The organism is Rhizobium ruizarguesonis (assembly GCF_017357285.1).
GTDB classification, from domain to species: domain Bacteria; phylum Pseudomonadota; class Alphaproteobacteria; order Rhizobiales; family Rhizobiaceae; genus Rhizobium; species Rhizobium ruizarguesonis.
In genome coordinates this window covers 2,523,814-2,547,490 of sequence record NZ_CP071678.1, presented here as the reverse complement: position 1 = coordinate 2,547,490, position 23,677 = coordinate 2,523,814, and the positions used below count along the sequence as shown (strand labels likewise).

Genomic DNA, 23,677 nt, shown 5'->3' with positions numbered 1-23,677 from the left:
CACAATGAAGATACGCGCCGGGTTTCATCTGGGCTACGAATGCATGCAGCCAACGCCGATGCTGCTCGTCCTCAATATTCACCCCTCCCGTCGTGCCGATCTTCTCAGCGACCAGATCCTGACTTTCGACCGGCCGATCGAGGCCTGGGGCTATACCGATGTGTTCGGCAATGCCTGCAGCCGGATCGTTGCCCCGCCGGGGCTGACAACGATCTCCACGGAATTCGAGATCTACGACCGCGGCCAACCCGACATCGTTCCCGACGATGCTGTCCAGCACGCCATCAATGACCTGCCCGACGATGTGCTGGTCTTCCTGCTCGGCAGCCGCTATTGCGACACCGACAGGCTTGCAGATTTCGCCTGGGCTAGGTTCTCGTCGACGCCGCTCGGCTGGGCGCGCGTCCAGGCGATCTGCGATTTCGTCCATGACCATATCACCTTCGATTACCTGAAGGCCGACGTCCTCAGGACCGCGCATGGTGGCTTCACCGACAAGGCGGGCGTCTGCCGCGATTTTGCCCATCTCGCCATCGCACTTTGCCGATGCATGAATATCCCGGCCCGATATTGCACCGGCTATCTCGGCGATATCGGCGTTCCGATCGATCCCAATCCGATGGACTTCAGCGCCTGGTTCGAGGTGTTTCTCGGCGGCCACTGGCATACGGTCGACGCCCGCCACAACACGCCGCGCATCGGCCGGATCCTGATGGCGACCGGCCGCGACGCCACCGACGTCGCCATGTCGACGGCCTTCGGCCCGGCAACGCTTTCCCGCTTCGAGGTGATCACCGAGGAAGTGCCGCCGGAGCCGGTGAAAGCCGATTGATTGGGGGCGGCCCTTCATGCGTCGATAGCGAGCACCGCGGGCAAGGATGACCCTATGCCTTCTTCAGGAATTCCGTTTTCAGCACCAGGCCTTTGACCTGCTTGGTGCTGCATTCGATCTCGCCCGGATTGTCCGTCAGGCGAATGCCCTTGACCAGCGTTCCACGCTTCAGCGTCTCCGAGGTTCCCTTGACCTTGAGGTCCTTGATCAGCGTCACGGAATCGCCATCGTGAAGCTGCGTTCCGTTGCTGTCCTTTACAATGATGTCGGCCATAATGTCCCCGCGGCTATTCAAAGTGCTACAGCGTCCTTTGCGCGTCTGAAAGGCGCGCGGCGCTGTCGTGATCCCGGACGGGAAATCATGTTGGCATGGGATAGTCAATGCGAAGGGGCCAGTCAGTCCGATCTTCATACCCTACGCGGCCTTTCTTCAGCATCCCAAGGGTCTGCATTGATCCCTTATCGGCGCCGCCCAGCGCGCGGCGATAAATGAGCCCGGTACTCATCCGCCGTAGCGAAGCTCAGACCAAGGTCCGACCTGTCCCGGACTTCATGCCGATACCAAAGCTTCGACCGCTGTCATAGATTTTGCGCCGGGGCGAGTTTGCGGAGTTTTTGCTGTGACTAAAATTATCGTCGCGGGGATGGTACTGGCACCGCTTATCTTCTGGGGTTCTGTCGGCGTCCTGATATACTCGTATCTCTCGTGAAATATTCTTCCGTGGCCGAGGTGCTGAATGATCATTCGCATCGGCCGGTGCGGCATCATGGAATGAGGTGGTCGATCCGCGCGAAAATCGGAAAGCTTCTATTCCAGTTGTCATGGTTCCAACTCGGGAACAGCGATCAGTCGGCCGGAATCAAGTGGATCGACGACGACGAAAATTCGACGTCGGGATCAGTTCGATTGGCCGCGGAAGATGGCAACGGCCGCAGCGACCAATGCGGCATTGTCGCTCGCAATCGTCCCATCCGGGAGGTGTTTGCCGTCTTCCAGGCCGACGCGGGTGGAATAGTGCCGCTCGCGCGCCGATCTGACGAAGGGCCAGACCGTCCTGTCGAAACCATGCAGAAGGATCGGCCGATTGACGCCGCTGCGCTCGAGCACCTCGATGATGCCATCGCTGATATCCCCTGCGCGCTGCAGATCCTGCTCGTCGTCGAGCTCGATCAACAGTCGAAAGACCCGCTGATGATCTTCGAGGCTGGTGTAGCGCTCCGCATCGGCCACCGATGCCAGCCCGACTTCGATGCCGACGCCCTTCTGGCGGAGCAGCTGGATGACGCCAGGCGCATCGTCCTCCGACAGGTTCACCGACGCATAATCCGGCAGGACGGACCAGCGGCGGATGGCTTCCCGCGTTTTCTCCCGATCGCCTTCGACCCAGGCGCCTGTGGAGACGCCGATCAGCGTTCCTGGACAGACCCGGCGAATCGCACCGACCGTGTCGTCGACGGCGGCAAGGCTCTCCTTGCCATCGGCTCCGCGCGGATGAACATGGAGCTCCGCGGCGCCGGCAGCGACTGAAGCCGCGGCATCGCGCACCATGGTATCGATCGTCAGGGGAAGGAGCGGATGGAAATCGCTCGGACGTGCGCCGTTGATGCAAGCTTGAACGATCATAAAAAGAGCCTCGCGCTTGTTGGACCGCTTAAGACACCGGGCATCCCAAATTTGGAAACTCGAAGACTTGAGGTGCTGCTGTGACAGTCATTCCCCTTGTCGCCGTGTGATGTCTGGACGTCTTGGCGACGCCGGCCAGAGGACGGCCACGTGATCTCGTGGCAGCGACCTGACGTCAATCTGCCGCCCGACCCCATTCTTAAGTTAATGGCGGTCGCGTCCTGCTGCAGCCTGTATATCATCTCATTGTCAACGGAAAGGAGCAGGCGCAAGGTGCGGAGGCGGTTCGCAATACTCAATCAGCAATTCGGTGAGGACCCGTATCTTCCGTGCGGGATGCTGACCTGGCGGGCGGATGACATATGCAGCCGCCGGGGGTGGTGGATAATGCGTCATGACCGGCACAAGCGCGCCGGAGGCTATATATTCATGGGTAAGGCAATCAGGCAGGTAAGCGATCCCTAGTCCTGCTGCCGCGGCGGCGACGAGAGCAGGGCCGTTGTCGGCCTTAAAGCGCCCCTGCGGACGAACCGTGATGATCTCGTCGCCATCCATGAGTTGCCAGGCTTCGGTGCCCTGCATGAGGGCCTCATGAGCGACGAGTTCCTCCGGCGTCTCGGGCGACCCATGCGCCTTGATGTAGTCCGGGCTGGCGACGAGCTTCCCATAGAGTGGTCCGACGCGTCTTGCGATCAAGTTGGAGTCCTGAAGATAGCCAACCCGTATCGCACAATCATAACCCTCTGTGATGAGATCGACGAAGCGATCACTGTAGCACGTGTGGATTTGGAGCTGGGGGTGGCGGCGCGCCATTTCCGCGAGGATGGGAGCGAAGTGAGTCTGGCCGAAAGAAAGCGGCACGGCAACTCGCAAGCGGCCGCGAAGGTCACCGGCGGGTAGGATCGTTTCCTTGGCCACGTCGATCTCGGCACAGACTCTCGCTGCATAATCTCGGAACGTGGCCCCTGCTTCCGTGAGAGCGGCGCCCCGGGTGGTCCGTGCAAGAAGCTGGACACCAAGTTCTGCTTCAAGCCGGAAGAGCCGCCGACTGACGATTGACTTGGAGACGCCGAGCCGGAGCGCAGCAGGCGAGACTCCCCCGGCATCAGCCACTTCCACGAAGGTCTGCAGTTCTTCGATGTCCATTTAGCGTTCCCCTTTCCGCGACACAGCTTGCCATAAAAGGGTGCTACCGCATCCCGGATAGGAACGGCAATACTGCTTGCAGGCAACGTCGCCCCTGGCGCATGTCTCCCGCAAAACCAATGCCGCTCATGGGCGGCAGCAAAGGAAGTAATAATGACCTTTCGTAATGGCCTTGCTTCGCTTCTTCGTCCCGAAGATTCGGTACTCGTTCTGATCGACCACCAGCCTTACCAGCTCACGAACCTGAACAGCCACGATCCGCAGGCGGTGGTCAACAATTCGACGGCCCTGGCGAAGGCCGCGAGAGCTTTCGGTGTTCCCACCATCCTGACGAGCGTGATCGCCGATCGGGGCGGTCTGATCTTCCCGCAAATCACCGATGTCTTCCCGGGCCAGGAGGTGATCGACCGGACGTTCATCAATACCTGGGAAGACAGGAAGGTCGTGGACGCGGTCAAGGCGACCGGCCGCAAGCAGCTGATCATCGCCGGCCTGTGGACCGAGGTATGCGTCGCGATGCCGGTGATCCAGGCGCTCGGCGAAGGCTGGGATGTGACTGTTATCACCGACGCGTCGGGGGGCACGTCGGTCGAGGCCCACGAGGTCGCCATCCAGCGCATGATTGCGGCTGGCGCGAACATGATGACCTGGCTGGCGTTGGCGTCCGAATGGCAGCGCGACTGGGCTCGGACCGAGCACGCCGCAGAGTTGACGGAGGTGCTCAAGCAGCATGCCGCTGGTAGCGGTATCGCGTACCTGTGGGAGCAGCAGCTGCTCAACACGCCTGTGCCTCGCAACGCAGGATGATCTAAGGGGGGATGCAGAGATTCTCGAACGACGCGTTGCGAAGGCTGATTGCTTATCGAGCCTCTTCATCCCCTCTCAATCGGAAGGCCGTCCATGCCTGGATGCTCGCGGTCGGCATGTTGATCGCGTTGCAGGCACCGGGTCAGCCCTAGCAGGATGGCACGGCTTACGCTGGGGACTACGTTAATGATGCCCTTCGGTTCGACGCTGGCGGAAGCATTGACTCCCTGCACCGCAACGAGCTTGGCGTCTCCATCATCACGGGCTTCATCGGGGATCGCCTCATCGCGGACGGATGGTAGTCAACGCGACCATTCCACCCACCCACACAAGCGCCGGCGCGATCACCACCCGCGACCATACCAGCGGCGCGCCGGCCGGTGTTTTCCGGGAAGCGCGCAGCCGTTCATCGGAGGTTAATGCTAATTAACCCAGAATCGCAGCCTGAAAGGATGCGCCGATGAAAATGCTTTTTTCCTCACTTGCAGCCATGATCTTGGCTGCATCTTTCGCCCTGCCGCTAAACGCCGCGCCGATCGTCGTGCCGAACGCAGTACATATGCACACCCCCGACGTCGAGCAGATCAAACACCGTCGCCACGGTAATGGACACGCGTATGGCCACTGGAAGAGAGACCGGTACGCTTACCGCGACTGCCGGTATTACGGCTCGTGCTATCGTCCGCGGTACTACGGCAGTCGCAACTATTACAGCAGCCGCGACTATTACGGCTATCGCGACTATTACCCCTATCGTCGTCGGTCAGGTGTGACCGTGTATTTCGATTTTTAGTCGGCAGTGCCACGGACACCAACATTGGCGCCCCACAGTGCGCCTTCGGCCTCACGAGTTGCGCTGCCAGGAGATTAAGGGCAGGGATGGGGATTATCGGCAGTAGCCACAGAACGGTCTTGGATAAAAAGAAAGGGCCGGGCGAATGCTCGCGCCGACCCTTCTTTGATTGCGTCAGCACGGTGCCAGTACATCCGTGGTCACCAGCAAAAGCCATCTGATAGATTGAATTTATGCGCCTCGTGAATTTTTGCAAGGATTAGAGGGTGCTGATTTAGGGCTAGGTGAGGGAGGCGCAATAGCCACTGTACGACGAGAAGTACGACACGCGCTCTAAGGGCGCTAGTTGCTTGGCCGATCCGTCCAATCGATCATCGGGGCGACCGCAAACGGAAGCCCTTCCATAGCGCGCCGATGCCACTTAGATGGAACCTGCCGTTATGATAAGCGCGTAATTCTTGGCAGAAAATCTGAAACTACCTAACAAAATCAATGATCTATGGCGGAAGAGGTGGGATTCGAACCCACGGTACGGTTTCCCGCACGCCGGTTTTCAAGACCGGTTCCTTAAACCACTCGGACACTCTTCCATCTGATTGAAAGGTTGAGACATCAACATTCTGTTGATTTCCACCAACCGGCCTTTGCGGCCGATTTGCTACCCAATCACTCGATGGCTGGCTTTTTAGCAGCTTTGATCGCAGCGTCAACTTGCTCTGCAGCGTTTGTCGGCATCCTTGGCGCGGCGTGCGAACAAATTCGAGCGTGAACCGAGGCAGGCCGGTTCCGCACATTGGAAATGACTCGCGTTCTCCTCGGCTTGAGCGTTTACTGTGCTGTTCTGGCGGAGGAAACAAACCATGGCCATGTATCTCACGCGCTTCAGCTACACGCCCGAGACGTGGGCGCGGATGATCGAAAACCCCGAGGATCGCCGAGAGGCGGCGCGTAGTTACATTGAATCCGTGGGCGGAAAGCTCCATGGGTTCTGGTACGCCTTCGGCGAGCATGATGGTTGGAATCTGTGGGAGGCGCCTGACAACGTATCGATGGCGGCTGTCGCACTTGCGATCGGCGCAGGAGGCGCGCTCAGCTCCATGGAGACCACTGTCCTCCTCAGCGTCGAGGATACGATCGAAGCCTTGGAAAAGGCGAAGTCGATTCGGTATCGTCCACCGGCAGCGTAGGTGGTGCGTCCACCGTTTTCCATCCATGTAGAAGATGAGCGTTTCGCGTATCTCGTTCCCGGCGCAAGCTTTCTGTGAATTGGGCCGGCGACATAAGAGCTTTAGTGTCCGTCAGATCCAAGGCCCTTCGGACCGTTGAGTTGGTTCATATCCTCGCTGAGAGATCGAACTGCCTCCATCGTCACGGCGAGTGCTGACATCAGGATTGCGATGTCGTTGTCGTTATCCAGCTGGGAAAGCGCGCGAGATCTGGCGTGCAACTGCTGGCTGATCGTGTCGAGCTGCATGATGGTTTTATCGTGCATGGTGATCCTCCAAAGGTCTAACCTTCAAAGCCCGCGGCGGCCATTTCGTTCCCAGCCGTAGCGTCAAATACGCGATCCACGTTGCATCACATCCAATCGGCGATGTGACCTAGCCATTCGGTTTGCGCAAGGGGGGAGGCGCAGGTAGGGATTTTGGGGATCGTAGGATGCCTTCGGCTCACCCTTGCCGGGCTTTACCAGATTGGGCACCAGTTTTCCCTCAGGCCCGAAAATATAGTCGATGCCGGCGCAGAGATGGGCGAGGGAGCGGTAGTTGAAATATTTGAACCAGTCGTCGGCGAGGAAGACGGCTTCGTCCCACGTCCTTCCACGGAGGCGGCTATATCCGGCCCGCTGCAGAAAGGCTTCGCCTGTTCTCCTATCGACGGCGGCGCCGAGGCATAGGTTGCCGGCGATCAGCGACAGCCGGAGCACCTTGAGGGTTTCGGCATCCTTGTTCGGTAAGGGTTTCAGGGCCTCGGCAAGATAAAAATTCGTCTGCGGCTCGTTGGTCATCGTCTTGCGCCAATAGGCGGGAATTTCATCCGCGGCGGCGCCGACGGCCGATGAGGCTGATATCACGACCAGCACGATCAAGCTTTTGAAAATTCGACCCATTCTTATACCCCCAACCCGCGTCGAGAGTGCATAGCGTCATATCACGGGGATAGGCAAGGTGGTGTCGCGCCGCCCCGCTGCCGCTCGTCAAATACGCGCAGGCCGTGTTTCAATATGGAGCTTTGGGGGCGTCCGGATGTTCACCATATGCCCCGCATCGGCACGATGATTTCTGGCTTCATTGCGGCGATGGAATGGCAGGCAGGGAGGGGTCGCGTTAGTGACTTGTAAACCATAATCATTAGAATTGTCGCTATCGCCGCGAAATTGTTCGTAAAATTGCCACGAACTTAGCAAGATTAAAGCCTCATTAGGCGGGCGGGAATAAGGCGTTGTTGGCCCAAGATGGGGCAAGGTTCCTTAACCATAACGATCTTTGAGCGGCGTGGGGCACATGAAACTGGAATACGGGGCGGCGTCTTTCGCAACGACAGCACGGTGGCTGGCAATCTCGGCGATGTGCGCGACGGTGGCAGCGTGTGGCACGACGCAGGCAGTGCCGAAGAAAAAGGCCCACGGCAAAGAATATTTCTCCGAATCCGAATATGGCGTCAAGGCGAGCCCGCGGGTCGCCACCGGCAACAACATCCCCAAGGGCGGCGGCCGCTACATCGTCGGCAACCCTTACGAGGTGAAGGGCAAGTGGTATTACCCGAAGGAAGATTTCGCCTATAACAAGGTCGGCGTCGCCTCCTGGTATGGTTCGGCCTTTCATGGGCGCCTGACGGCGAACGGCGAAGTCTACGACCAGATGCATCTTTCCGCCGCGCATCCGACCTTCCCGCTGCCGAGCTATGCGCGCGTTACCAATCTCGAATCTGGTTCCTCCGTCATCGTGCGTGTCAATGATCGCGGCCCCTATCACGAAGGTCGCATCATCGACCTTTCCAACAAGACGGCCGACATGCTCGACTTGCAGCACAGCGGCACCGGCAAGGTGCGCGTGCAATATGTCGGCCGCGCCCGCATGGACGGCCACGACATGCCCTATCTGATGGCGTCCTACGCGCCGAAAGGCAGCCGCATTCCCGGCGTCAATCCGGAAGGGCAGATCGCAACCGGCGTGATGGTTGCCTCCAACAGCCGCAAGATCACCCGCGACCAGCTGCAGAGTTCGGAAGACTACGAGACGCCTGCCAACGTGCCGGTGCCGATGTCGGCGACCTCCTATGCCGGCTCGACGCCGAGCGCACGCTACAATGCCGCACCCGCCGCAGCACCCGTTCTGGCACCGGCTGCCCATGTTCTGGTCGCGCCATCGGCGCCGTCCTTCAACAATGGCGCGCAGGCCATGGACCAGATGATCGTGCTGCCGGAGATCGGTCCGATGCCCTATGAGCGGCCTCAGAATTCGCTGGCGCTCGGCTATCAGAACGAAGAGGTGAAGACGGTGACCGTCGATCTCGCCTTCGATGCGGTGATGGTGCGCAATGACGGGCTGACGCAGGATTCGATCCTTGCCGCGGCCAAGCGTCATCAAGCCAAATCCGCCGCGCGCTGAGCATGGCATTGCATCGGATTCTCCCTCGCTCTAACCTCCCGACATACGCCGCTCCATAAATGGAAATTGCGATGCTGAAGCCCGCGCTTCGCCTGCTTGCATGCCTGATGCCGTTCGTCACCGGCGCGTTTGCAGCCGATGGCGGTGCCGCCGGTTTCGCCACCAAGGCGGCGCAGGCCTATATGATCGAGGCTGCCACCGGCACGGTGCTTCTCGCCAAGAATGAGGACCAGGACTTTTCGCCGGCTTCGCTTGCCAAGCTGATGACGATGGATCTCGCCTTCGAAGCGGTGACAAAGGGCCAGATCACGCTCGATACCGAATATCCCGTTTCCGAATATGCCTGGCGGACGGGCGGTGCGCCGTCGCGGACGGCAACGATGTTTGCCAGCCTCAAATCGCGCGTGCGCGTCGAGGACCTGATCAAGGGCGTCGCCATCCAGGGCGCCAATGATAGCTGCATCATCCTCGCCGAGGGCATGGCCGGAAGCGAGCAGCAATTTGCCGTGTCGATGACGCGGCGTGCCCGCGAGCTCGGCATGGAGAAGGCCGAGTTCGGCAATTCCACCGGCCTTCCCGATGGCAAGAGCAAGGTGACCGCACGCGAGATGGTGACGCTCGCCGCCGCCCTTCAGCAGACCTATCCGAATCTCTATCCCTATTTTGCGCAGCCGGATTTCGAGTGGAACAAGATCTTCCAGCGCAACCGCAACCCGCTGCTCGGGCTCGATCTCGGCGCCGACGGGCTTGCAACCGGCTTTACCGAGGGCGAGGGATATTCGATCGTCGCTTCGGTCGAGCGCGACGGCAGGCGGCTGTTTCTGGCGCTTGCTGGAATCGCCTCCGACAAGGAGCGGACGGAGGAGACCAAGCGGGTGCTCGAGTGGGGACTGACGGCCTTTGAGAACCGGCAGATCTTCGCTGAGGAGGAAGTGATCGGTGCCGCCAGCGTCTATGGTGGCACGTCGCGCACCGTCGATCTCGTCGCCAAGGCGCCGGTCAGCGTCTATATTCCGATCAGCAATCCCGACCGGCTGTCGGCGCGTATCATCTATCACTGGCCGCTGACGGCGCCGGTCATGCCGGATACCCAGGCGGGCACGCTGAGGATTTTCGCCGGCAGCCGGCTACTCAGGGAAGTGCCGCTTTATACGGTGCAGGCAGTCGGCGAGGGGTCGCTCAGCAGCCGGGCGGTCGACGCCATGCTGGAACTCGGCGAATCGCTGTTCTTCTCCTGGCTCTGGGACAAGTCCGCGCCCGGTTGAACATTCGGTTTCCAATGCAATTTGCCGGGAAAGGTGAATATGTCGCCGCGGTGAAAGGTTTTCCTCCCTGATATCTTCGGATAGATAGAAGGAGCGGGGCGCGTGCGGCGCCTGGAATGCGGGAAATTGTCATTGTCATCCGGTACGGGATTGTTCGTTACGTTTGAAGGCGGGGAAGGCGCTGGGAAATCCACGCAAATCCGTCGCCTCGCAGAGGCGCTGAAGGGCGAAGGTCACGACGTGCTGGTGACGCGCGAACCAGGCGGTTCGCCGGGTGCCGAGGCTGTGCGCCACGTGCTGCTGTCGGGCGCTGCCGAGGCCTTCGGCACGCGGATGGAGGCGATCCTCTTTGCGGCGGCGCGCAACGACCATGTCGAAGAGGCGATCCGGCCAGCCCTTGCATCAGGCAAGGTCGTGCTCTGCGACCGCTTCATGGATTCCTCCCGCGTCTACCAGGGTATTACCGGCAATCTCGAGCCCGATTTCATCGAGACACTGCAGCGCATTGCCATCAACGGCGTCATGCCGGATTGTACCGTGATCCTCGACATCCCCGCCAAGGTCGGGCTGGAGCGGGCGCAGAAGCGCGCTGCCGCCGACGGTCCCGATCGCTTCGAAAAAGAGCGGCTCGAAACGCACGAGAAACGGCGCGAGGCCTTTCTCGATATCGCCGCCCGCGAACCGGAGCGCTGCCACGTGGTCAACGCCATGCAGACGGAGGAGGCGATCGCCGCCGAGATCCTGGCGATCGTCAAACAGCTGCTGTCGCCCGCAGGCCGTTTGCGAATGCCGGAAGCCGCCCATCATGAGTGAAGCCCATTATGAGTGAGGAAAGGCCCGGACTGCTCGACGGCGCCATTTGGCCGGGGGAAAATACCAGGCTGTTCGGCCATGAAGAGGCGGAGGCGTTCCTGGCGCAGTCCTACCGGTCCGGCAAGGGCCACCACGCCATCCTGATCGAGGGGCCGGAGGGCATCGGCAAGGCGACGCTCGCCTTCCGCTTCGCCAATCACGTGCTCTCGCATCCTGATCCCGAGACAGCGCCGGAGACGATCGGCGATCCCGATCCTGCCTCTCCCGTCAGCCGGCAGATCGCTTCCGGCGCCTCGCATAATCTGCTGCACCTTGCCCGGCCGGTAGACGAAAAGACCGGCAAGGTGAAATCGGCAATCACCGTCGACGAGGTGCGCCGCGCCGGCAAGTTCTTCTCGCAGACGTCTGGCACCGGCAACTGGCGGATCGTCATCATCGATCCTGCCGACGACATGAACCGCAATGCAGCCAACGCCATCCTGAAGATCCTGGAAGAACCGCCGAAGCGGGCGCTGTTCCTGGTGCTCTCGCATGCGCCGGGACGGCTGCTGCCGACGATCCGCTCGCGTTGCCTGCCGCTGAAACTGGCGCCGCTTGCCGACGATGAACTCGTCGCGGCCCTTGCCCATCTCGGCATTTCAGGCGAGAGCGGGGCAGTGCTTTCGGCCGCCAAGGGCAGCGTCGGTGAGGCGCTGAAACTCCTGAACTACGGCGGTGGCGAGATCATTGCCGCCTATGACGAGATGCTTGCCGCCGAGGGGCCGACGGCCCGCAAGGCGATGCATCGGCTGGCCGACGCGCTTTCAGGCAGGGAAAGCGACACGATCTTCGATTTCTTCGTCAGCCATGTCGGTGACGACATCATGAACCGCGCCCGCGCGGCAGCGGGCGAGGGGCAGATCGCCGCGGCGGAGCGGCTGGCGCGGCTCTATTCCGAGATCACCGAGCGGCTCACCATTTCCGATGGCTACAACCTGGACCGCAAGCAGACGATCATCAGCATTCTCGCCGATATCAAGCAGCCAGGCCTTTAAAGCGCGTCAGCGCTGACACTTTCGGCACCGTGCTCTGATCAGCCGGTCAATAGCTTCAATGCGACGACAGCAAGCGTGGCGGCAAGGACGATGCGGATGGTGCGTTCGTGCAGCTTCGGCGCCAGAAGGCTGCCGATGATGATGCCGGGGATAGAGCCGATCAACAGGGCAAGCAGCATCGGCCAGTCGATCTCGCCGATCAGCCAATAGCCCGTACCGCCGATCAAGGTGAGCGGTACCGCATGGACGATGTCGGAGCCGACGATCTCGCGCACATCGAGCCTGGGATAAAGGATCAGCAGGATCGTCACACCCAGCGCGCCGGCGCCGACCGAGGTCAAGGTGACGAGGACGCCGAGAACGAATCCGAGAATGACGGTGAGGGCGAGGATGGTCGTCGGCTTCGGCGGCGTTCGGTCGCCGATGGCGCGGCGTGCCAGCTCGAGGATCGGGCCTCGGAAGACCAGCATGATCGCGGTCATGACGAGAAGCCAGCCGAGCGCCGTGGTGATCGTATTGGTCACGCCGATGCTTTTGCGATCGACGCCGGCCAGCAGCCAGAGCATCAGCAGGGCGGCCGGCAGGCTACCGGCTGCGAGGCTGCCGACGATCTTCCAGTTGACCCGCCCATGCATGCCGTGAACGGCCGTACCTGCCGTCTTGGTGATCGCCGCATAGAGAAGATCTGTGCCGACGGCGGTGGCGGGATGGACGCCGAAGAGCAGCACCAGCACGGGCGTCATCAGCGAGCCGCCGCCAACGCCGGTGATGCCGACGAGAGCGCCCACAAACAGGCCGGAAAGCGAATAGAGCGGCTGGAATGTCAAACAAGCGCCCCTGACGGCGCGCGGCGACGACCATTCCGGTAGATGAAAACTGGCACTTCGTTCTGTCCCGCCCTCTTTTCCATGACCGGTAGATTGCGGCAGAAGCTGAGTCAAGTTCACGCCCCAGCGTCCCGGAAATCATTGGCGGCGGTAAAACTTGATGTTTCGCTTGACGGTGACATGCGCTAAGAGCGGCTGACCATTTTTATAGAGTTAGCCGGACATTGGCCGCCATGACAGACAAGACACCCTTCTACATCACCACCGCGATTTCCTACCCCAACGGCAAGCCGCATATCGGCCATGCCTATGAGCTGATCGCGACGGATGCGATGGCGCGCTACCAGCGCCTCGACGGCAAGGATGTGTTCTTCCTGACCGGCACCGACGAACACGGCCAGAAGATGCAGCAGACGGCGCGCGCCGAGGGGATCACCGCGCAGGCGCTCGCCGACCGCAACTCCGGCGAATTCCAGGCGATGGCGACGCTGCTCAACGCTTCGAACGATGATTTCATCCGCACCACACAGGAGCGTCATCACGAGACGTCGCGCAACATCTGGAAGCTGATGGCCGACAATGGCGACATCTACAAGGACAGCTATGCCGGCTGGTATTCGGTGCGCGACGAGGCCTATTACCAGGAAAACGAGACGGAGCTGCGCGCCGACGGCGTGCGCTACGGGCCGCAGGGCACGCCCGTCGAGTGGGTGGAAGAGGCAAGCTATTTCTTCAAGCTCTCCGAATACCAGGAGAAGCTGCTTGCCCATTACGAGGCAAACCCCGACTTCATCGGTCCAGCCGAGCGCCGCAACGAGGTGATCTCCTTCGTCAAGTCAGGCCTCAAGGACCTCTCGGTCTCGCGCACGACCTTCGACTGGGGCATCAAGGTGCCCAACGATCCCGCCCACGTCATGTATGTCTGGGTCGACGCGCTGACCAACTACATCACCGCGACCGGATATATCGAGGACAGGAACGGCCCGCGGGCGAAATACTGGCCGGCCGACGTGCACATCATCGGCAAGGACATCATCCGCTTCCACGCCGTCTACTGGCCGGCCTTCCTGATGTCGGCGAAGCTGCCGCTGCCGAAGCGGGTGTTTGCCCACGGCTTCCTGCTCAACAAGGGCGAGAAGATGTCGAAGTCGCTCGGCAACGTCGTCGATCCGGTCAATCTGGTGAACCATTTCGGCCTCGACCAGGTGCGTTACTTCTTCCTGCGCGAAGTGTCCTTCGGCCAGGACGGCAGCTATAGCGAAGAGGCGATCGGCACCCGCATCAACTCCGACCTCGCCAACGGCATCGGCAATCTCGCCAGCCGGTCGCTGTCGATGATCGTCAAGAATTGCGACGGCAAGATCCCGGAATGCGGCGCGCTCAGCGACGAGGACAGAGCGATGCTGGCTGAGGTCGACGCGCTGCACGCCTCGACCCGCGAGGACATGGGCAAGCAGCAGATCCACCGGGCGCTCGCCTCGATCATTTCGGTCGTTTCCGAGACCGATCGTTATTTCGCCGGCCAGGCGCCGTGGGCGCTGAAGAAGACCGATCCGGAGCGTATGGGCACCGTGCTTTACGTGACCGCCGAAGTCGTGCGCCAGATCGCCATCCTGCTTCAGCCCTTCATGCCGGAATCATCCGGCAAGCTGCTCGATCTTGTCGCGGCAGCTGCAGACAAGCGCGATTTTGCTGCCCTCGGCGAAGCCGGCCGTCTGGTTGCCGGAACGGCCCTCGAAGCGCCGACGCCGGTCTTCCCGCGCTACGTGGCTCCGGAGGCTTAAGGCCGTGCTGATCGACACGCATTGCCATCTTGATTTCGCCGACTTCGAGGCGGAGCGGGACGAGATCGTCGCGCGTGCGCATTCGGCTGGTGTTGCCCAGATGGTGACGATCTCGACGCGGGTGCGCAAGCTCGAGACGCTGCTTGCCATCACGGAGAAATATCCCTCGGTATTTTGCTCCGTGGGCACGCATCCAAACAATGCCGACGAAGAGCTGGATATCCAGACGGAAGAGCTGGTGCGACTCGCCAATGTCCATCAGAAGGTCGTCGCGATCGGCGAGGCCGGTCTCGACTATTTCTACGATACGCAAAAGCCTGAGGACCAGCAGACCGGCTTTCGGCGCCATATCGCGGCGGCGCGGGAAACGCAGCTGCCACTCGTCATCCACAGCCGCAGCGCCGACGAGGACATGGCTGAGATCCTGACCGAGGAAAGCGGGAAGGGGGCCTTCCCCTTTATCCTGCACTGCTTCTCGGCAGGCCCCGAGCTTGCCAAGACCGGCGTCGCGCTCGGCGGATACATCTCCTTCTCCGGCATTTTGACCTTCCCGAAATCGGAAGAGCTGCGAGAGATCGCCAAGACGGTCCCGCATGAGCGGCTGCTTGTGGAAACGGACGCGCCCTATCTGGCGCCGAAGCGCTGGCGCGGCAAGCGCAATGAGCCGTCCTATGTCGTTAACACGGCAGAGGTGCTCGCCGATACGATCGGCCTTTCCTATGAAGAGGTCGCGCGGATTACGACGGAGAACGCTTTCCGCCTGTTCTCGAAGATGCCGAGGATCTAGCGGCGTGCTCTACCGGCGGCGTTTCACCATTCTGGGCTGTTCGTCGTCACCGGGCGTGCCGCGCATCACCGGCGACTGGGGCGCCTGCAATCCCGACAATCCGAAGAACCGGCGCACGCGCGCCGCCTTCATGGTGCAGCAATTCGCACCGGATGGCGGGGTGACGACCGTTGTCATCGATACCGGGCCGGATTTCCGCGAGCAGATGATCAGGGCAGGTGTCGATCATGTCGATGCCGTGCTCTACACCCATCCGCACGCCGACCATATTCATGGTATCGACGATCTGCGCGGCTATTTCCACAATACGCGCCGCCGAGTGCCGATCTTTGCCGACCAATTTACGATGGACAGGCTGCGCGAAGCCTTCGGCTATTGCCTGGAGACGCCGCCGGGCAGCAATTATCCGCCGATCGTTCTGCCGATCGTCATCGAAAATCTCGATGAACCTCTGGAAATCCACGGCCCCGGAGGCACGATCACGTTTCATCCGCACATCCAGCAGCACGGAGACATCCACTCGCTCGGATTTCGTATCGGCGATGTGGCTTATTGCAGCGATATCAGTGACTTCCCGCCGCAAACTGTCGAGAAGCTTAAAGATCTCGACGTGCTGATCATCGACGCGCTGCAATATACCTATCATCCGAGCCATCTGTCGCTGGAACAGTCGCTCGACTGGATCGGCCGGCTGAAGCCGAAACAGGCGATCCTCACCCATATGCACACGCCGCTCGATTACGACGTGGTGATGGCTGAGACGCCGGACCATGTGGTGCCGGCGTATGACCAGATGAGCTTCGAGATCGGGGTCAGAGCCAGGGCCTGAGCTCCGACACTGCTTGCAGGTCACTGCATATAAGGCAGAACCTCGACGGCGCCGCGGTGGATCATGTCAAGCGAGACATAGAGGATGATCAGCAGACCGACATAGGCGATCCAGCGATGGTTGTTGAGCAAGCGCGCGATCAGGTTTGCGGCGATGCCCATCAGCGCGATCGACAAGGCAAGACCGATGACCAACACGCTCGGATGTTCCCGTGCAGCACCCGCAACGGCCAGAACGTTGTCGAGCGACATCGAGACGTCGGCGATGACGATCTGGGTCGCCGCCTGGAAGAAGGTCTTTCTCGGCGCGCCTTCGGCACCCGCCGCTTCGTGGTTCCCGCCGTGACCGGCGCGAAGCTCGCGCCACATCTTCCAGCAGACCCAGAGCAGCAGCAGGCCGCCGGCCAGTAGCAGACCGACGATCGCCAGCAGATAGACTGCGACGCTGGCAAAGAGAATACGCAGTACGGTTGCGGCCAGAATGCCGACGACGATCGCCTTGCGGCGTTGCGTGGCCTCCAGGCCGGCAGCGGCAAGGCCGATAACCACGGCGTTGTCGCCGGCGAGAACGAGGTCGATAGCGATGACCTGCAGCAAAGCCGTCAGACCGGCTGCCGTAAAGATGTCCATATGAATTGTCCCCAATGCGTCAAAGCCGTGCTAGCGTTTCGAAGGTTTGACGTCAACCGCTGAGGGATTTCGCAGCCGGCGCAATTTGTGGCTCCCCGCAGGTGATGGCAGACGTCAATGTTATGGAACCGCAGGCGATACGACAGAGCATCGCCATTCCCTTGGAACATTCAACTCAGCCACCGGTTCTTCAGGTCAGGAAACCAGACGTCAGCCAGACTTCGGCCAGAGGTTGGACAGACTTCGGATTGACGGCTGGATCTGCACACCGAGAGGAGAGCCAAATGAGCAGCATTTACAACGATACCAACCCGTCCTTTTCGGGCCCGACAGGCGGCAGCAGCCTTGCTGCATTCTTCGACAGCCGATCGGAGGCCGAATCCGCCGTCTCCCGTCTTGAAGACGCGGGCGTGCCGGTTGCGAGAATAAGGCTGATGCCCGGATATGAGGCGGACAGAAAAAATGCCGGCGTCATGAGCGACGACCGCAGCGGCTTCTTCGACGCGCTGGCAGACTTCTTCTTCCCCGATGAGGATCGTGCGGTCTATGCAGAAGGGCTGCGGCGAGGCGGCTTCCTCGTCCAGGTCAATGATATCGATGACGCACTTTATGAGACCGTCCACGATATTCTGGACGACGAAGGCAGCATCGACATGGATGAGCGGGCAGATCTCTGGTCGTTGGAGGACAGACAGCAAGGCGCGTCCAATACCGGTTTTGCGGGAGCGGCCCAGGGCGGCAAAGCCTCGGAAGACCTCGCCGTGTCCGAGAGCGCATTTGATGATGCGCGCCCGGTGGCGATGCGGGATACCGCGCATGGAAGCGCCAAGGTGCGAGCCTATACCTTCCTCGATCCTGGCGCCGACCCCGGCTCCAAACAATCGGACGATGCCGATCGGCAATCGCAGAGCCAATCGCAAGGCGGATCTCACCAGAGCCAGGGTTTCCGGCGCGACCACTGATGTCATGAGGCCCGGCCGCAATGCCGGGCCCCATTTCCTCTCGCTCATTTATTCGAGGATACGTCCATGCAATCATCCATCAACCGCCACGGCCTTCCGCCTGACCCCGACGAACTGATCGTGGAAGGCGATCCACCCTTTGCCGATGCCGCTGAGCAGACCGCGCGTGAAAAGGCCGACGAGAGCCTGAACGCCCTGCAACATGAGGTCAGGCTGCTGAATGCCCGCATAGGCGTGCTGCGCGAGGACGCCGAAGCGGCGCTCAAAGCCAAGGCGACATCGGTCGATGCAAGCGCCCATGTGCAACTCGGCGACTATCCCTGGCTGAAACTTGCTGCGGCGATCGGCGCAACCTTCATTGCAGCCAGGCTGGTTCGGCGTCTTCCGCTCGGCGTCCTGCTTGCGGGATTTGCCGGCCATCACTCCGAGGCGAGACGGCTGTGACGGTTTGACCGTTCTGATTGCGATCGCCGCCGAATTGGCGGTTGATGGCGAATTCACGATGGAAAAGGCCCCGAGCTCACATTCCGTCCTATCGGACGAAATGTGAGCTCGAAGGAACAGCCTGCAGCGGGGTATCCAGGAGCAAAACCACCGCGCGGAACGCAATCAATGCATCTGCACGACGTCTGAAGGCATCGACTCGGCAAGCTCTTTGAGAATCGCTTCAAGCGCATCGGCCGTCGTCTGCAGGCCGGATGACCGCGCAATTTTCAGTGCCGCACTGCAGTGAGCAGACAATTCGTCTTGCTGGATATCATCATTCGTCGGGAACACGATGCCCGCATACTGCGATGGATTTCCGGCTTCATCCCTGAAGCAGCGGCCGAAGGCAGCCACGGCTACTATTTGTCCGCTTCGATCAAATACCCGATAGTTACAGCGATACGGATCTCCGGTGATCACCGATTCTGAAATTGCCTTGGCCACAGATGGCTTGTCGTCCGGGTGAATCCGGTCGAGGTATCGTATGACCGGCAGCCCAGTGAGGGTCTGTTCCGGATCAAGCCCAAAGAGGTTTGCCAGCGCCGAATCCGCATAAACCTTGTCGGTCGCCAACTCCCAGGTGAAAATGCCAGGCTCTTCGGCAAGAGAAAATTCGGACGTTCCGAAAGCCCTGTCGACAAGGTTCATTCCGCATCCCCAGTCTGCGCGCCAATGCTGCCGGGTGGTTACCTCACCTGGCTCTTGAAAGAATACGACGCGCTCGATCAACGACAGGGCGGTCGACCATTTCACCCCCGATTTTAACCGCGTTTCCATCAGACGCAACTGCAAGGACATTTCGCGCCCAGCTTGCTTGGCAGAAACCAATGCTTGATGGGTTCGATCCATGCCGGATGAATGGTAAGCTTGCCACCTGAGCCCCGCGCGGGAGGCGGCCTGAGACCCCCACGCGCAGCCAGCAGCGTCGTTTTCTTGACGCGCACGGCGAAGGTGTGCTCCACCTCGGCTTCGACGTTCCAGAATGCGACGAAGCTGACAAGACCGGCGCGAAGGGTTGACGGAAATCATGACGAAAATCGATCTCAATTCTGATCTAGGGGAGGGATTTGGACCTTGGCGCATGGGCGACGACAAGGCGATCCTTGACGTCGTCACCAGTGCCAACATCGCATGTGGCGGCCATGCCGGAGATCCGGCGACCATGGTGGAGACCCTTGCCCTGGCAAGCGAGCGGGGTGTCGTCGCGGGGGCCCATCCGGGCTTTGCAGATCGCGAGGGCTTCGGGCGACGCCTGATCCCCTTGAGCATCCGGGAGGTGGAGCAGCTTGTCGCGACGCAAACAGGGGCGCTGATGGGAGCTGCGGCTCTGGCAGGCGCCCGAGTCCGTTACATCAAGGCGCACGGCGCACTCGCCAATTGGGCGGCCGACGAACGGCCGGTCGCCGACGCCATCATTCGTGCGACCCGAGCGGTCTCACCGGAACTTGCCATACTGGCGATCTCCGGGACAGAGCTGGAGCATGCGGCCCGCGATGCCGGGATGACCGTCTTCAGCGAGATTTTTGCCGACCGCGGCTACCTCTCCACGGGTCGGCTCGTTCCGCGCAACTTGCCGGGAGCGATGATCGATGATCCCGTGGAGGCAGCTTCGAGATTGATCGAGTACCTGTTCAGCGGCCTCATGCCGACGGTCGACGGCGTTCCGATCACTCTCGATGCGCACTCGATCTGCGTTCACGGGGACAGCCCAGGAGCGCTCGCCATGGCCGTCCACGTGCGCCGGGAACTGCAAAAGGCAGGCATCGAGGTGGCACCATTCCTCCAACCGACAAAGGAAAACAGGTGATGGCCAAAGGCTATCTTATCGCCCAGGTTACCGTCACCGATCCGGACGCCTATGGGACCTGCGCGCGGGCAGCGGATGCGGATTTCATCCTGATCGAAGGCGCCGACTGATTTGTCACAGGACCCGTCCGCATCGTCCGGCAGCGTTCCGAACTACCGTCCCGTGGGCGGCCACGCGGTGCTCGTCGAATTCGGCGCGACCATCGATAAGCGGATCCACGATCAGGTCGTCAAGCTGGATGCCGCCTTGAAGGCGGCACCCTTTCCAGGATTCGTCGAAGCCGTTCCGGCCTATGCCAGCATTCTCGTATGCTTCGATCCGCTCGTGGCCGATCACCGGACGACGGAGGCGGCCATTGCCGAGCTTCTGGCGGCTGAGGTTCCAGAGACGATTGGAGCGATGCGCGAAGTCGACGTCTGCTACGATCCTGATTTTGCGCCCGATCTTGACACCGTCGCCGAGGCAAGTGGATTATCGCCGGAAGACGTTATATCCGCCCATCTCTCCGGCGACTATAGCGTCTTCATGTACGGCTTCGCCCCAGGATATGCCTACCTTGCAGGCGTGCCCAAAGCCATTCAGCAACCGAGGAAGCCGGCGCCTATTCGCGGCATCGCTGCCGGAAGCGTGCTGATCGCCGGTCCGCAGTGCCTGGTGAGCACGCTCACCATGCCGACCGGCTGGTGGATCATCGGCCGCTCGCCGACGAAGATCCTCGATGCCGCGTCCAACGACCGTCCGTTCCTTTTCGACGTCGGCGACGCGGTGCGTTTCCGCCGCATATCGAGGGCCGAATTCGACGCGAGGTGCCTCGCATGAGCGAAGCCGTCCTTGCAATCAACTTCGCGGGTCCTCACGTCGCGATCCAGGACGAAGGACGTCACGGATTGATGCGGTATGGCGTTCCGGCCTCCGGTCCGATGGACAGGACCTCGTTTGCCGCCGCCAACGCCGCCGTCGGCAATCCTGCCGGTCAGCCGGCAATCGAAGTCTCCATGGGCGGCCTGGTTCTCGACTGCATGTCGGGGGAGGTTACCTTCGCCGTCGCCGGAGGGGGATTCATCGTAGAGCATGCCGGCGACAAGCGCGGCGCATGGATGGTCGCCACCTTGAGGGCCGGGGAGCGGCTGGCGATCCGTCCGGGACACTGGGGAAGCTGGACGTATCTGGCCTTCGCCGGTCATATCGAGGCGAAGACCTGGCTGGGCAGCATGTCGACGCACAGTCTCTCCGGCCTCGGCGGCGGGCGCCTTGCAGCCGGACAGACGCTCACTATAGCCGATACGAACGTGCGGGATGATCGAAATGGTCCGATCACATGTCCGGTCATCACAAGACCGCGATCCGAGCTGCGTGTGGTGGTCGGTCCGCAGGATCGGTTCTTCTCGAAAGAAACCTTGTCGAATTTCCTTTCGTCGCCTTTCCGCCTGAGCGACGCTTATGACCGCATGGGCGTACGCCTCCAAGGTCCGTCGCTTGCGCCAAGTGCGGCGCTGGACATGCCATCGGAAGCGATCGTGCGGGGCTCGGTACAGGTCGCCGGAGACGGTGTTCCCACCATTCTGCTGGCCGACCACCAGACGACTGGAGGGTACCCGAAGATCGCCACGGTGGTGGATTCGGATCTGGACGCCTTCGTCCAGCTGCGCCCACGCGACCATGTCGGTTTCCTGGCCCTGACGCCGCAGCAGGCGATCGAGCAAATTCGGCTTCGGGCTTCGACGACCTCCCGTTACCTCGCGGCGGTCCGCGAGGGGACTTGGAAGACCCGAATATAGGCTGATGAACTGAAGGGCAGGGCGGCGATAGACGCTTGGAGCTGCCGTCAGCTCGAAGTACTGTTCAGGAAAATCCAGTTTCAGTTCGGGGGCACCATGGATTTTCTAAATGTCGCGGCGATCGTTTTCTTCGTTCTCGTCTGGGTGGCGGTCGAGCCTCTGATGGCAGCGGGGTGGCCGAGAAGGAACGACAGCCTTTCCGTTGATATGGTGCGCGTTCGCACGGCCTGGATGCGGGAGGTCCTGACCCGAGACAACAATTTCATCGGCGACGCGGCGATCCTCGGGCACACGATCAATTCGGCGTCCTTCTTCGGCTCCGCCAATCTCATCGTCATCGTTGGGCTGAGCGGCGCGCTGTTCATGGAGCCGAACTATGGATCGGGTGGCCTGATCACGATGTTTGCGGCTCAGGACCCCGCGTGGTTTTTCCAGTGCAAGGTCCTCCTGATCATGGCGACGCTGCTGCGGGGACTATCCGATTTCATCTGGGCGGTCCGGCAGATCAACTACTGTCTGGCGGCGATCGGGGCCAGCCCATCCCGGGATGAAGACAGGGACATCGCCGGTTGGACGAACGCCCTGACCCTGGTTTTGAACCCTGCGCTTCGATCATTCAGCGTCGGTGTCCGGTCTTACTACTTCACCGTCGCAGCTGCCTTCTGGTTTATCGGGCCAATCCCTTTCGCTGTTGCGACCATCCTCAGCGTCGGCGTCTTGATCTGGCGTCAATCCTGGTCGGATGCTGCAAAAGGGATCATGGCCATACGGAAGCTGCTTGACTAGGACAGGATGATTTAAGGCGCGGCCGGCCAAAATTTGAATCCTGTTCTAAATTTAAGAGTTAGAGCATGATGTCGTCCGAAAACCGCGCGCACTTTTCGGCATCCTGTTCTAGAGCCAAGCCTTAAGCTGGGCTGAACAGAAGCGACATCTTATTGGCGGTGTACGATGGATCGTCTCGAAGCGATGCGCATGTTGCTGGCCGTCGTCGACGCCGGAAGCATCTCTGCCGGCAGCAGGAAGCTCAACGCGCCGTTGCCCAGCGTCAGCCGCAAGGTGGCCGAACTTGAGCGACATCTTGGGGCAAACCTTATCATCCGCACCAGCCGCAATCTTCAGCTGACTGATGCCGGGCGCGACTATGTCGACGCGGCCCGAAAGATCATGGCGGATCTCGAGGAGGCCGAGCGAAGGGCGTCGGGGGAATACCAGACGCCCCGAGGCGTGCTGACGATCACGATGCCGATCGAATACGGCAGCCGATACGTGCTGCCCGTTGCGCTAAGCTTCATGGACAAATATCCCGAGGTATCGCTGAACCTTCTGTCGCTCGACCGCACGGTCGATCTCGTGTCCGATCAGGTGGACATCGCGATCCGTCTCGGCGACCTCGCCGACAGCGCCCTCCATGCCGTCAAGATCGGCGAATTCCGCCTGCTGACCTGCGCGAGCCCTGCCTATCTCGAGCGGCACGGCATGCCCGAGCGTCCCGGCGATCTCATCGATCGCGACGGGATCATCTTCAACAAGCGGACATTCTTCTGGACATTCGACGTCGACGGTACGGCGATCGAGGCGGTGCCCCGCAACCGGCTGGAGGTGAATACGGCGGCGAACTGTGTTGCGGCGGCGGTGGGCGGGGCGGGGATCGCGCGGCTGTTCGACTATCAGATTCCCGACGAGCTGGCGTCCGGCGCGCTCATCCCCATCCTTCGCGATTTCGACGGGCCACCACAGCCCATTCATATCGTCTACGCGCGACAGGGGCTTCTCGCGTTGAAGGTACGGGCTTTCGTCGACTGGGTATTGCCGCGGCTGCGGAATATCCGCGAAGATAATCAAATATTATCTGAATGATGC

The 23,677-nt window shown here is 61.0% G+C and carries 26 protein-coding genes and 1 tRNA gene; 18 read left to right on the top strand and 9 right to left on the bottom strand.

Annotation, left to right across the window (positions count from 1 at the left end; genetic code table 11):
• Positions 1 to 4: 4 nt before the first annotated feature.
• Positions 5 to 832, top strand: a complete 828-nt coding sequence (locus J3P73_RS12660; protein WP_024322642.1) for a transglutaminase-like domain-containing protein — start codon at positions 5 to 7, stop codon at positions 830 to 832.
• A 52-nt stretch (positions 833 to 884) separates the two neighbouring features.
• Here J3P73_RS12660 and J3P73_RS12655 read toward each other — a convergent pair whose 3' ends face one another.
• The 3 genes from J3P73_RS12655 to J3P73_RS12645 all read right to left on the bottom strand — a co-directional run bounded on the left by J3P73_RS12655 (position 885) and on the right by J3P73_RS12645 (position 3,602).
• The gene (locus J3P73_RS12655) at positions 885 to 1,106 is read right to left on the bottom strand and encodes an alkylphosphonate utilization protein (protein WP_018072135.1); all 222 of its coding nucleotides are present in this window, start codon (positions 1,104 to 1,106) and stop codon (positions 885 to 887) included.
• A 624-nt stretch (positions 1,107 to 1,730) separates the two neighbouring features.
• Positions 1,731 to 2,456 carry a 3-keto-5-aminohexanoate cleavage protein gene (locus J3P73_RS12650; protein WP_024322641.1) on the bottom strand — a complete coding sequence of 242 codons (726 nt, stop codon included), beginning with the start codon at positions 2,454 to 2,456 and terminating at the stop codon, positions 1,731 to 1,733.
• 249 nt (positions 2,457 to 2,705) lie between these two features.
• Entirely contained in the window at positions 2,706 to 3,602 is an 897-nt protein-coding gene (locus J3P73_RS12645) for a LysR family transcriptional regulator (RefSeq protein ID WP_024322640.1), read from the bottom strand.
• A gap of 153 nt (positions 3,603 to 3,755) precedes the next feature.
• On the opposite strand from J3P73_RS12645, the gene J3P73_RS12640 reads away from it, so the two are divergent.
• Positions 3,756 to 4,409, top strand: a complete 654-nt coding sequence (locus J3P73_RS12640; RefSeq protein WP_024322639.1) for a hydrolase — start codon at positions 3,756 to 3,758, stop codon at positions 4,407 to 4,409.
• Positions 4,410 to 4,869: 460 nt separating this feature from the next.
• Positions 4,870 to 5,202, top strand: a complete 333-nt coding sequence (locus tag J3P73_RS12635) for a hypothetical protein (RefSeq protein ID WP_024322638.1) — start codon at positions 4,870 to 4,872, stop codon at positions 5,200 to 5,202.
• Between the two features lie 500 nt (positions 5,203 to 5,702).
• Here the strand turns inward: J3P73_RS12635 and J3P73_RS12630 are convergent.
• Positions 5,703 to 5,792: transfer RNA gene (locus tag J3P73_RS12630), tRNA-Ser, on the bottom strand.
• 270 nt (positions 5,793 to 6,062) lie between these two features.
• Between J3P73_RS12630 and J3P73_RS12625 the strand changes: the two genes are divergently transcribed.
• Positions 6,063 to 6,389 carry a GYD domain-containing protein gene (locus J3P73_RS12625; protein WP_011652042.1) on the top strand — a complete coding sequence of 109 codons (327 nt, stop codon included), beginning with the start codon at positions 6,063 to 6,065 and terminating at the stop codon, positions 6,387 to 6,389.
• A 101-nt stretch (positions 6,390 to 6,490) separates the two neighbouring features.
• Here J3P73_RS12625 and J3P73_RS12620 read toward each other — a convergent pair whose 3' ends face one another.
• Both J3P73_RS12620 and J3P73_RS12615 read right to left on the bottom strand, forming a co-directional pair.
• Positions 6,491 to 6,694 carry a hypothetical protein gene (locus tag J3P73_RS12620; protein WP_075225591.1) on the bottom strand — a complete coding sequence of 68 codons (204 nt, stop codon included), beginning with the start codon at positions 6,692 to 6,694 and terminating at the stop codon, positions 6,491 to 6,493.
• A gap of 63 nt (positions 6,695 to 6,757) precedes the next feature.
• Positions 6,758 to 7,312, bottom strand: a complete 555-nt coding sequence (locus J3P73_RS12615; RefSeq protein WP_226307127.1) for a hypothetical protein — start codon at positions 7,310 to 7,312, stop codon at positions 6,758 to 6,760.
• A gap of 394 nt (positions 7,313 to 7,706) precedes the next feature.
• Here J3P73_RS12615 and J3P73_RS12610 point away from each other — a divergent pair, with 394 nt between their 5' ends.
• The 4 genes from J3P73_RS12610 to J3P73_RS12595 all read left to right on the top strand — a co-directional run bounded on the left by J3P73_RS12610 (position 7,707) and on the right by J3P73_RS12595 (position 11,925).
• Positions 7,707 to 8,813, top strand: a complete 1,107-nt coding sequence (locus J3P73_RS12610) for a septal ring lytic transglycosylase RlpA family protein (RefSeq protein WP_075225592.1) — start codon at positions 7,707 to 7,709, stop codon at positions 8,811 to 8,813.
• A gap of 71 nt (positions 8,814 to 8,884) precedes the next feature.
• Positions 8,885 to 10,078 (top strand): D-alanyl-D-alanine carboxypeptidase family protein, encoded by a 1,194-nt coding sequence (locus tag J3P73_RS12605; protein ID WP_024322609.1) that lies wholly within the window; start codon positions 8,885 to 8,887, stop codon positions 10,076 to 10,078.
• A 132-nt stretch (positions 10,079 to 10,210) separates the two neighbouring features.
• Positions 10,211 to 10,891 carry a dTMP kinase gene (gene tmk / locus J3P73_RS12600; RefSeq protein WP_018072121.1) on the top strand — a complete coding sequence of 227 codons (681 nt, stop codon included), beginning with the start codon at positions 10,211 to 10,213 and terminating at the stop codon, positions 10,889 to 10,891.
• Positions 10,892 to 10,899: 8 nt separating this feature from the next.
• A complete protein-coding gene (locus J3P73_RS12595) occupies positions 10,900 to 11,925 on the top strand; it encodes a DNA polymerase III subunit delta' (protein WP_024322607.1) in 1,026 nt (341 codons plus the stop codon).
• Between the two features lie 38 nt (positions 11,926 to 11,963).
• Here J3P73_RS12595 and J3P73_RS12590 read toward each other — a convergent pair whose 3' ends face one another.
• Complete coding sequence (locus J3P73_RS12590; RefSeq protein WP_018072119.1) at positions 11,964 to 12,752, bottom strand: sulfite exporter TauE/SafE family protein; 789 nt, start codon at positions 12,750 to 12,752, stop codon at positions 11,964 to 11,966.
• A 233-nt stretch (positions 12,753 to 12,985) separates the two neighbouring features.
• Between J3P73_RS12590 and metG the strand changes: the two genes are divergently transcribed.
• Genes metG through J3P73_RS12575 form a run of 3 tightly spaced genes read left to right on the top strand, consistent with a single transcriptional unit; the run spans position 12,986 to position 16,152 of the window.
• Positions 12,986 to 14,536 (top strand): methionine--tRNA ligase, encoded by a 1,551-nt coding sequence (gene metG, locus J3P73_RS12585; RefSeq protein ID WP_018072118.1) that lies wholly within the window; start codon positions 12,986 to 12,988, stop codon positions 14,534 to 14,536.
• 4 nt (positions 14,537 to 14,540) lie between these two features.
• Positions 14,541 to 15,323 carry a TatD family hydrolase gene (locus J3P73_RS12580; RefSeq protein WP_018072117.1) on the top strand — a complete coding sequence of 261 codons (783 nt, stop codon included), beginning with the start codon at positions 14,541 to 14,543 and terminating at the stop codon, positions 15,321 to 15,323.
• A gap of 4 nt (positions 15,324 to 15,327) precedes the next feature.
• Positions 15,328 to 16,152, top strand: a complete 825-nt coding sequence (locus tag J3P73_RS12575) for an MBL fold metallo-hydrolase (RefSeq protein ID WP_018072116.1) — start codon at positions 15,328 to 15,330, stop codon at positions 16,150 to 16,152.
• 20 nt (positions 16,153 to 16,172) lie between these two features.
• Here J3P73_RS12575 and J3P73_RS12570 read toward each other — a convergent pair whose 3' ends face one another.
• Complete coding sequence (locus J3P73_RS12570) at positions 16,173 to 16,781, bottom strand: TerC family protein (protein ID WP_018072115.1); 609 nt, start codon at positions 16,779 to 16,781, stop codon at positions 16,173 to 16,175.
• 284 nt (positions 16,782 to 17,065) lie between these two features.
• Between J3P73_RS12570 and J3P73_RS12565 the strand changes: the two genes are divergently transcribed.
• Together J3P73_RS12565 and J3P73_RS12560 are read left to right on the top strand one after the other, a co-directional pair.
• Positions 17,066 to 17,743, top strand: coding sequence for a hypothetical protein (locus J3P73_RS12565; RefSeq protein ID WP_018072114.1), 678 nt, complete (start codon positions 17,066 to 17,068; stop codon positions 17,741 to 17,743).
• A 66-nt stretch (positions 17,744 to 17,809) separates the two neighbouring features.
• On the top strand, positions 17,810 to 18,187 hold the full coding sequence (locus tag J3P73_RS12560) for a hypothetical protein (RefSeq protein WP_024322605.1): 378 nt from the start codon (positions 17,810 to 17,812) through the stop codon (positions 18,185 to 18,187).
• Between the two features lie 165 nt (positions 18,188 to 18,352).
• Here J3P73_RS12560 and J3P73_RS12555 read toward each other — a convergent pair whose 3' ends face one another.
• Complete coding sequence (locus J3P73_RS12555) at positions 18,353 to 18,877, bottom strand: PAS domain-containing protein (RefSeq protein WP_018072111.1); 525 nt, start codon at positions 18,875 to 18,877, stop codon at positions 18,353 to 18,355.
• Between the two features lie 379 nt (positions 18,878 to 19,256).
• Between J3P73_RS12555 and J3P73_RS12550 the strand changes: the two genes are divergently transcribed.
• From J3P73_RS12550 to J3P73_RS12530, 5 genes are all read left to right on the top strand, one after another.
• Entirely contained in the window at positions 19,257 to 20,036 is a 780-nt protein-coding gene (locus J3P73_RS12550) for a LamB/YcsF family protein (RefSeq protein ID WP_024322603.1), read from the top strand.
• A 111-nt stretch (positions 20,037 to 20,147) separates the two neighbouring features.
• A complete protein-coding gene (locus tag J3P73_RS12545; protein ID WP_197726829.1) occupies positions 20,148 to 20,855 on the top strand; it encodes a 5-oxoprolinase subunit B family protein in 708 nt (235 codons plus the stop codon).
• Entirely contained in the window at positions 20,843 to 21,814 is a 972-nt protein-coding gene (locus J3P73_RS12540) for a 5-oxoprolinase subunit C family protein (RefSeq protein ID WP_130655579.1), read from the top strand. The genes J3P73_RS12545 and J3P73_RS12540 overlap by 13 nt, the downstream gene beginning before the upstream one ends.
• 96 nt (positions 21,815 to 21,910) lie before the next feature.
• On the top strand, positions 21,911 to 22,600 hold the full coding sequence (locus tag J3P73_RS12535) for a DUF599 domain-containing protein (RefSeq protein ID WP_024322600.1): 690 nt from the start codon (positions 21,911 to 21,913) through the stop codon (positions 22,598 to 22,600).
• A 165-nt stretch (positions 22,601 to 22,765) separates the two neighbouring features.
• Entirely contained in the window at positions 22,766 to 23,674 is a 909-nt protein-coding gene (locus tag J3P73_RS12530; protein ID WP_130691793.1) for a LysR family transcriptional regulator, read from the top strand.
• Positions 23,675 to 23,677 lie beyond the last annotated feature (3 nt).

Bases quoted from the DNA above. Each gene is read 5' to 3' on its own strand.
- J3P73_RS12660 (WP_024322642.1), top strand. From the start codon at position 5: ATGAAGATACGCGCCGGGTTTCATCTGGGCTACGAATGCATGCAGCCA.
- J3P73_RS12655 (WP_018072135.1), bottom strand. From the start codon at position 1,106: ATGGCCGACATCATTGTAAAGGACAGCAACGGAACGCAGCTTCACGAT.
- J3P73_RS12650 (WP_024322641.1), bottom strand. From the start codon at position 2,456: ATGATCGTTCAAGCTTGCATCAACGGCGCACGTCCGAGCGATTTCCAT.
- J3P73_RS12645 (WP_024322640.1), bottom strand. From the start codon at position 3,602: ATGGACATCGAAGAACTGCAGACCTTCGTGGAAGTGGCTGATGCCGGG.
- J3P73_RS12640 (WP_024322639.1), top strand. From the start codon at position 3,756: ATGACCTTTCGTAATGGCCTTGCTTCGCTTCTTCGTCCCGAAGATTCG.
- J3P73_RS12635 (WP_024322638.1), top strand. From the start codon at position 4,870: ATGAAAATGCTTTTTTCCTCACTTGCAGCCATGATCTTGGCTGCATCT.
- J3P73_RS12625 (WP_011652042.1), top strand. From the start codon at position 6,063: ATGGCCATGTATCTCACGCGCTTCAGCTACACGCCCGAGACGTGGGCG.
- J3P73_RS12620 (WP_075225591.1), bottom strand. From the start codon at position 6,694: ATGCACGATAAAACCATCATGCAGCTCGACACGATCAGCCAGCAGTTG.
- J3P73_RS12615 (WP_226307127.1), bottom strand. From the start codon at position 7,312: ATGGGTCGAATTTTCAAAAGCTTGATCGTGCTGGTCGTGATATCAGCC.
- J3P73_RS12610 (WP_075225592.1), top strand. From the start codon at position 7,707: ATGAAACTGGAATACGGGGCGGCGTCTTTCGCAACGACAGCACGGTGG.
- J3P73_RS12605 (WP_024322609.1), top strand. From the start codon at position 8,885: ATGCTGAAGCCCGCGCTTCGCCTGCTTGCATGCCTGATGCCGTTCGTC.
- J3P73_RS12595 (WP_024322607.1), top strand. From the start codon at position 10,900: ATGAGTGAGGAAAGGCCCGGACTGCTCGACGGCGCCATTTGGCCGGGG.
- metG (WP_018072118.1), top strand. From the start codon at position 12,986: ATGACAGACAAGACACCCTTCTACATCACCACCGCGATTTCCTACCCC.
- J3P73_RS12570 (WP_018072115.1), bottom strand. From the start codon at position 16,781: ATGGACATCTTTACGGCAGCCGGTCTGACGGCTTTGCTGCAGGTCATC.
- J3P73_RS12565 (WP_018072114.1), top strand. From the start codon at position 17,066: ATGAGCAGCATTTACAACGATACCAACCCGTCCTTTTCGGGCCCGACA.
- J3P73_RS12560 (WP_024322605.1), top strand. From the start codon at position 17,810: ATGCAATCATCCATCAACCGCCACGGCCTTCCGCCTGACCCCGACGAA.
- J3P73_RS12555 (WP_018072111.1), bottom strand. From the start codon at position 18,877: ATGAACCTTGTCGACAGGGCTTTCGGAACGTCCGAATTTTCTCTTGCC.
- J3P73_RS12550 (WP_024322603.1), top strand. From the start codon at position 19,257: ATGACGAAAATCGATCTCAATTCTGATCTAGGGGAGGGATTTGGACCT.
- J3P73_RS12535 (WP_024322600.1), top strand. From the start codon at position 21,911: ATGGATTTTCTAAATGTCGCGGCGATCGTTTTCTTCGTTCTCGTCTGG.
- J3P73_RS12530 (WP_130691793.1), top strand. From the start codon at position 22,766: ATGGATCGTCTCGAAGCGATGCGCATGTTGCTGGCCGTCGTCGACGCC.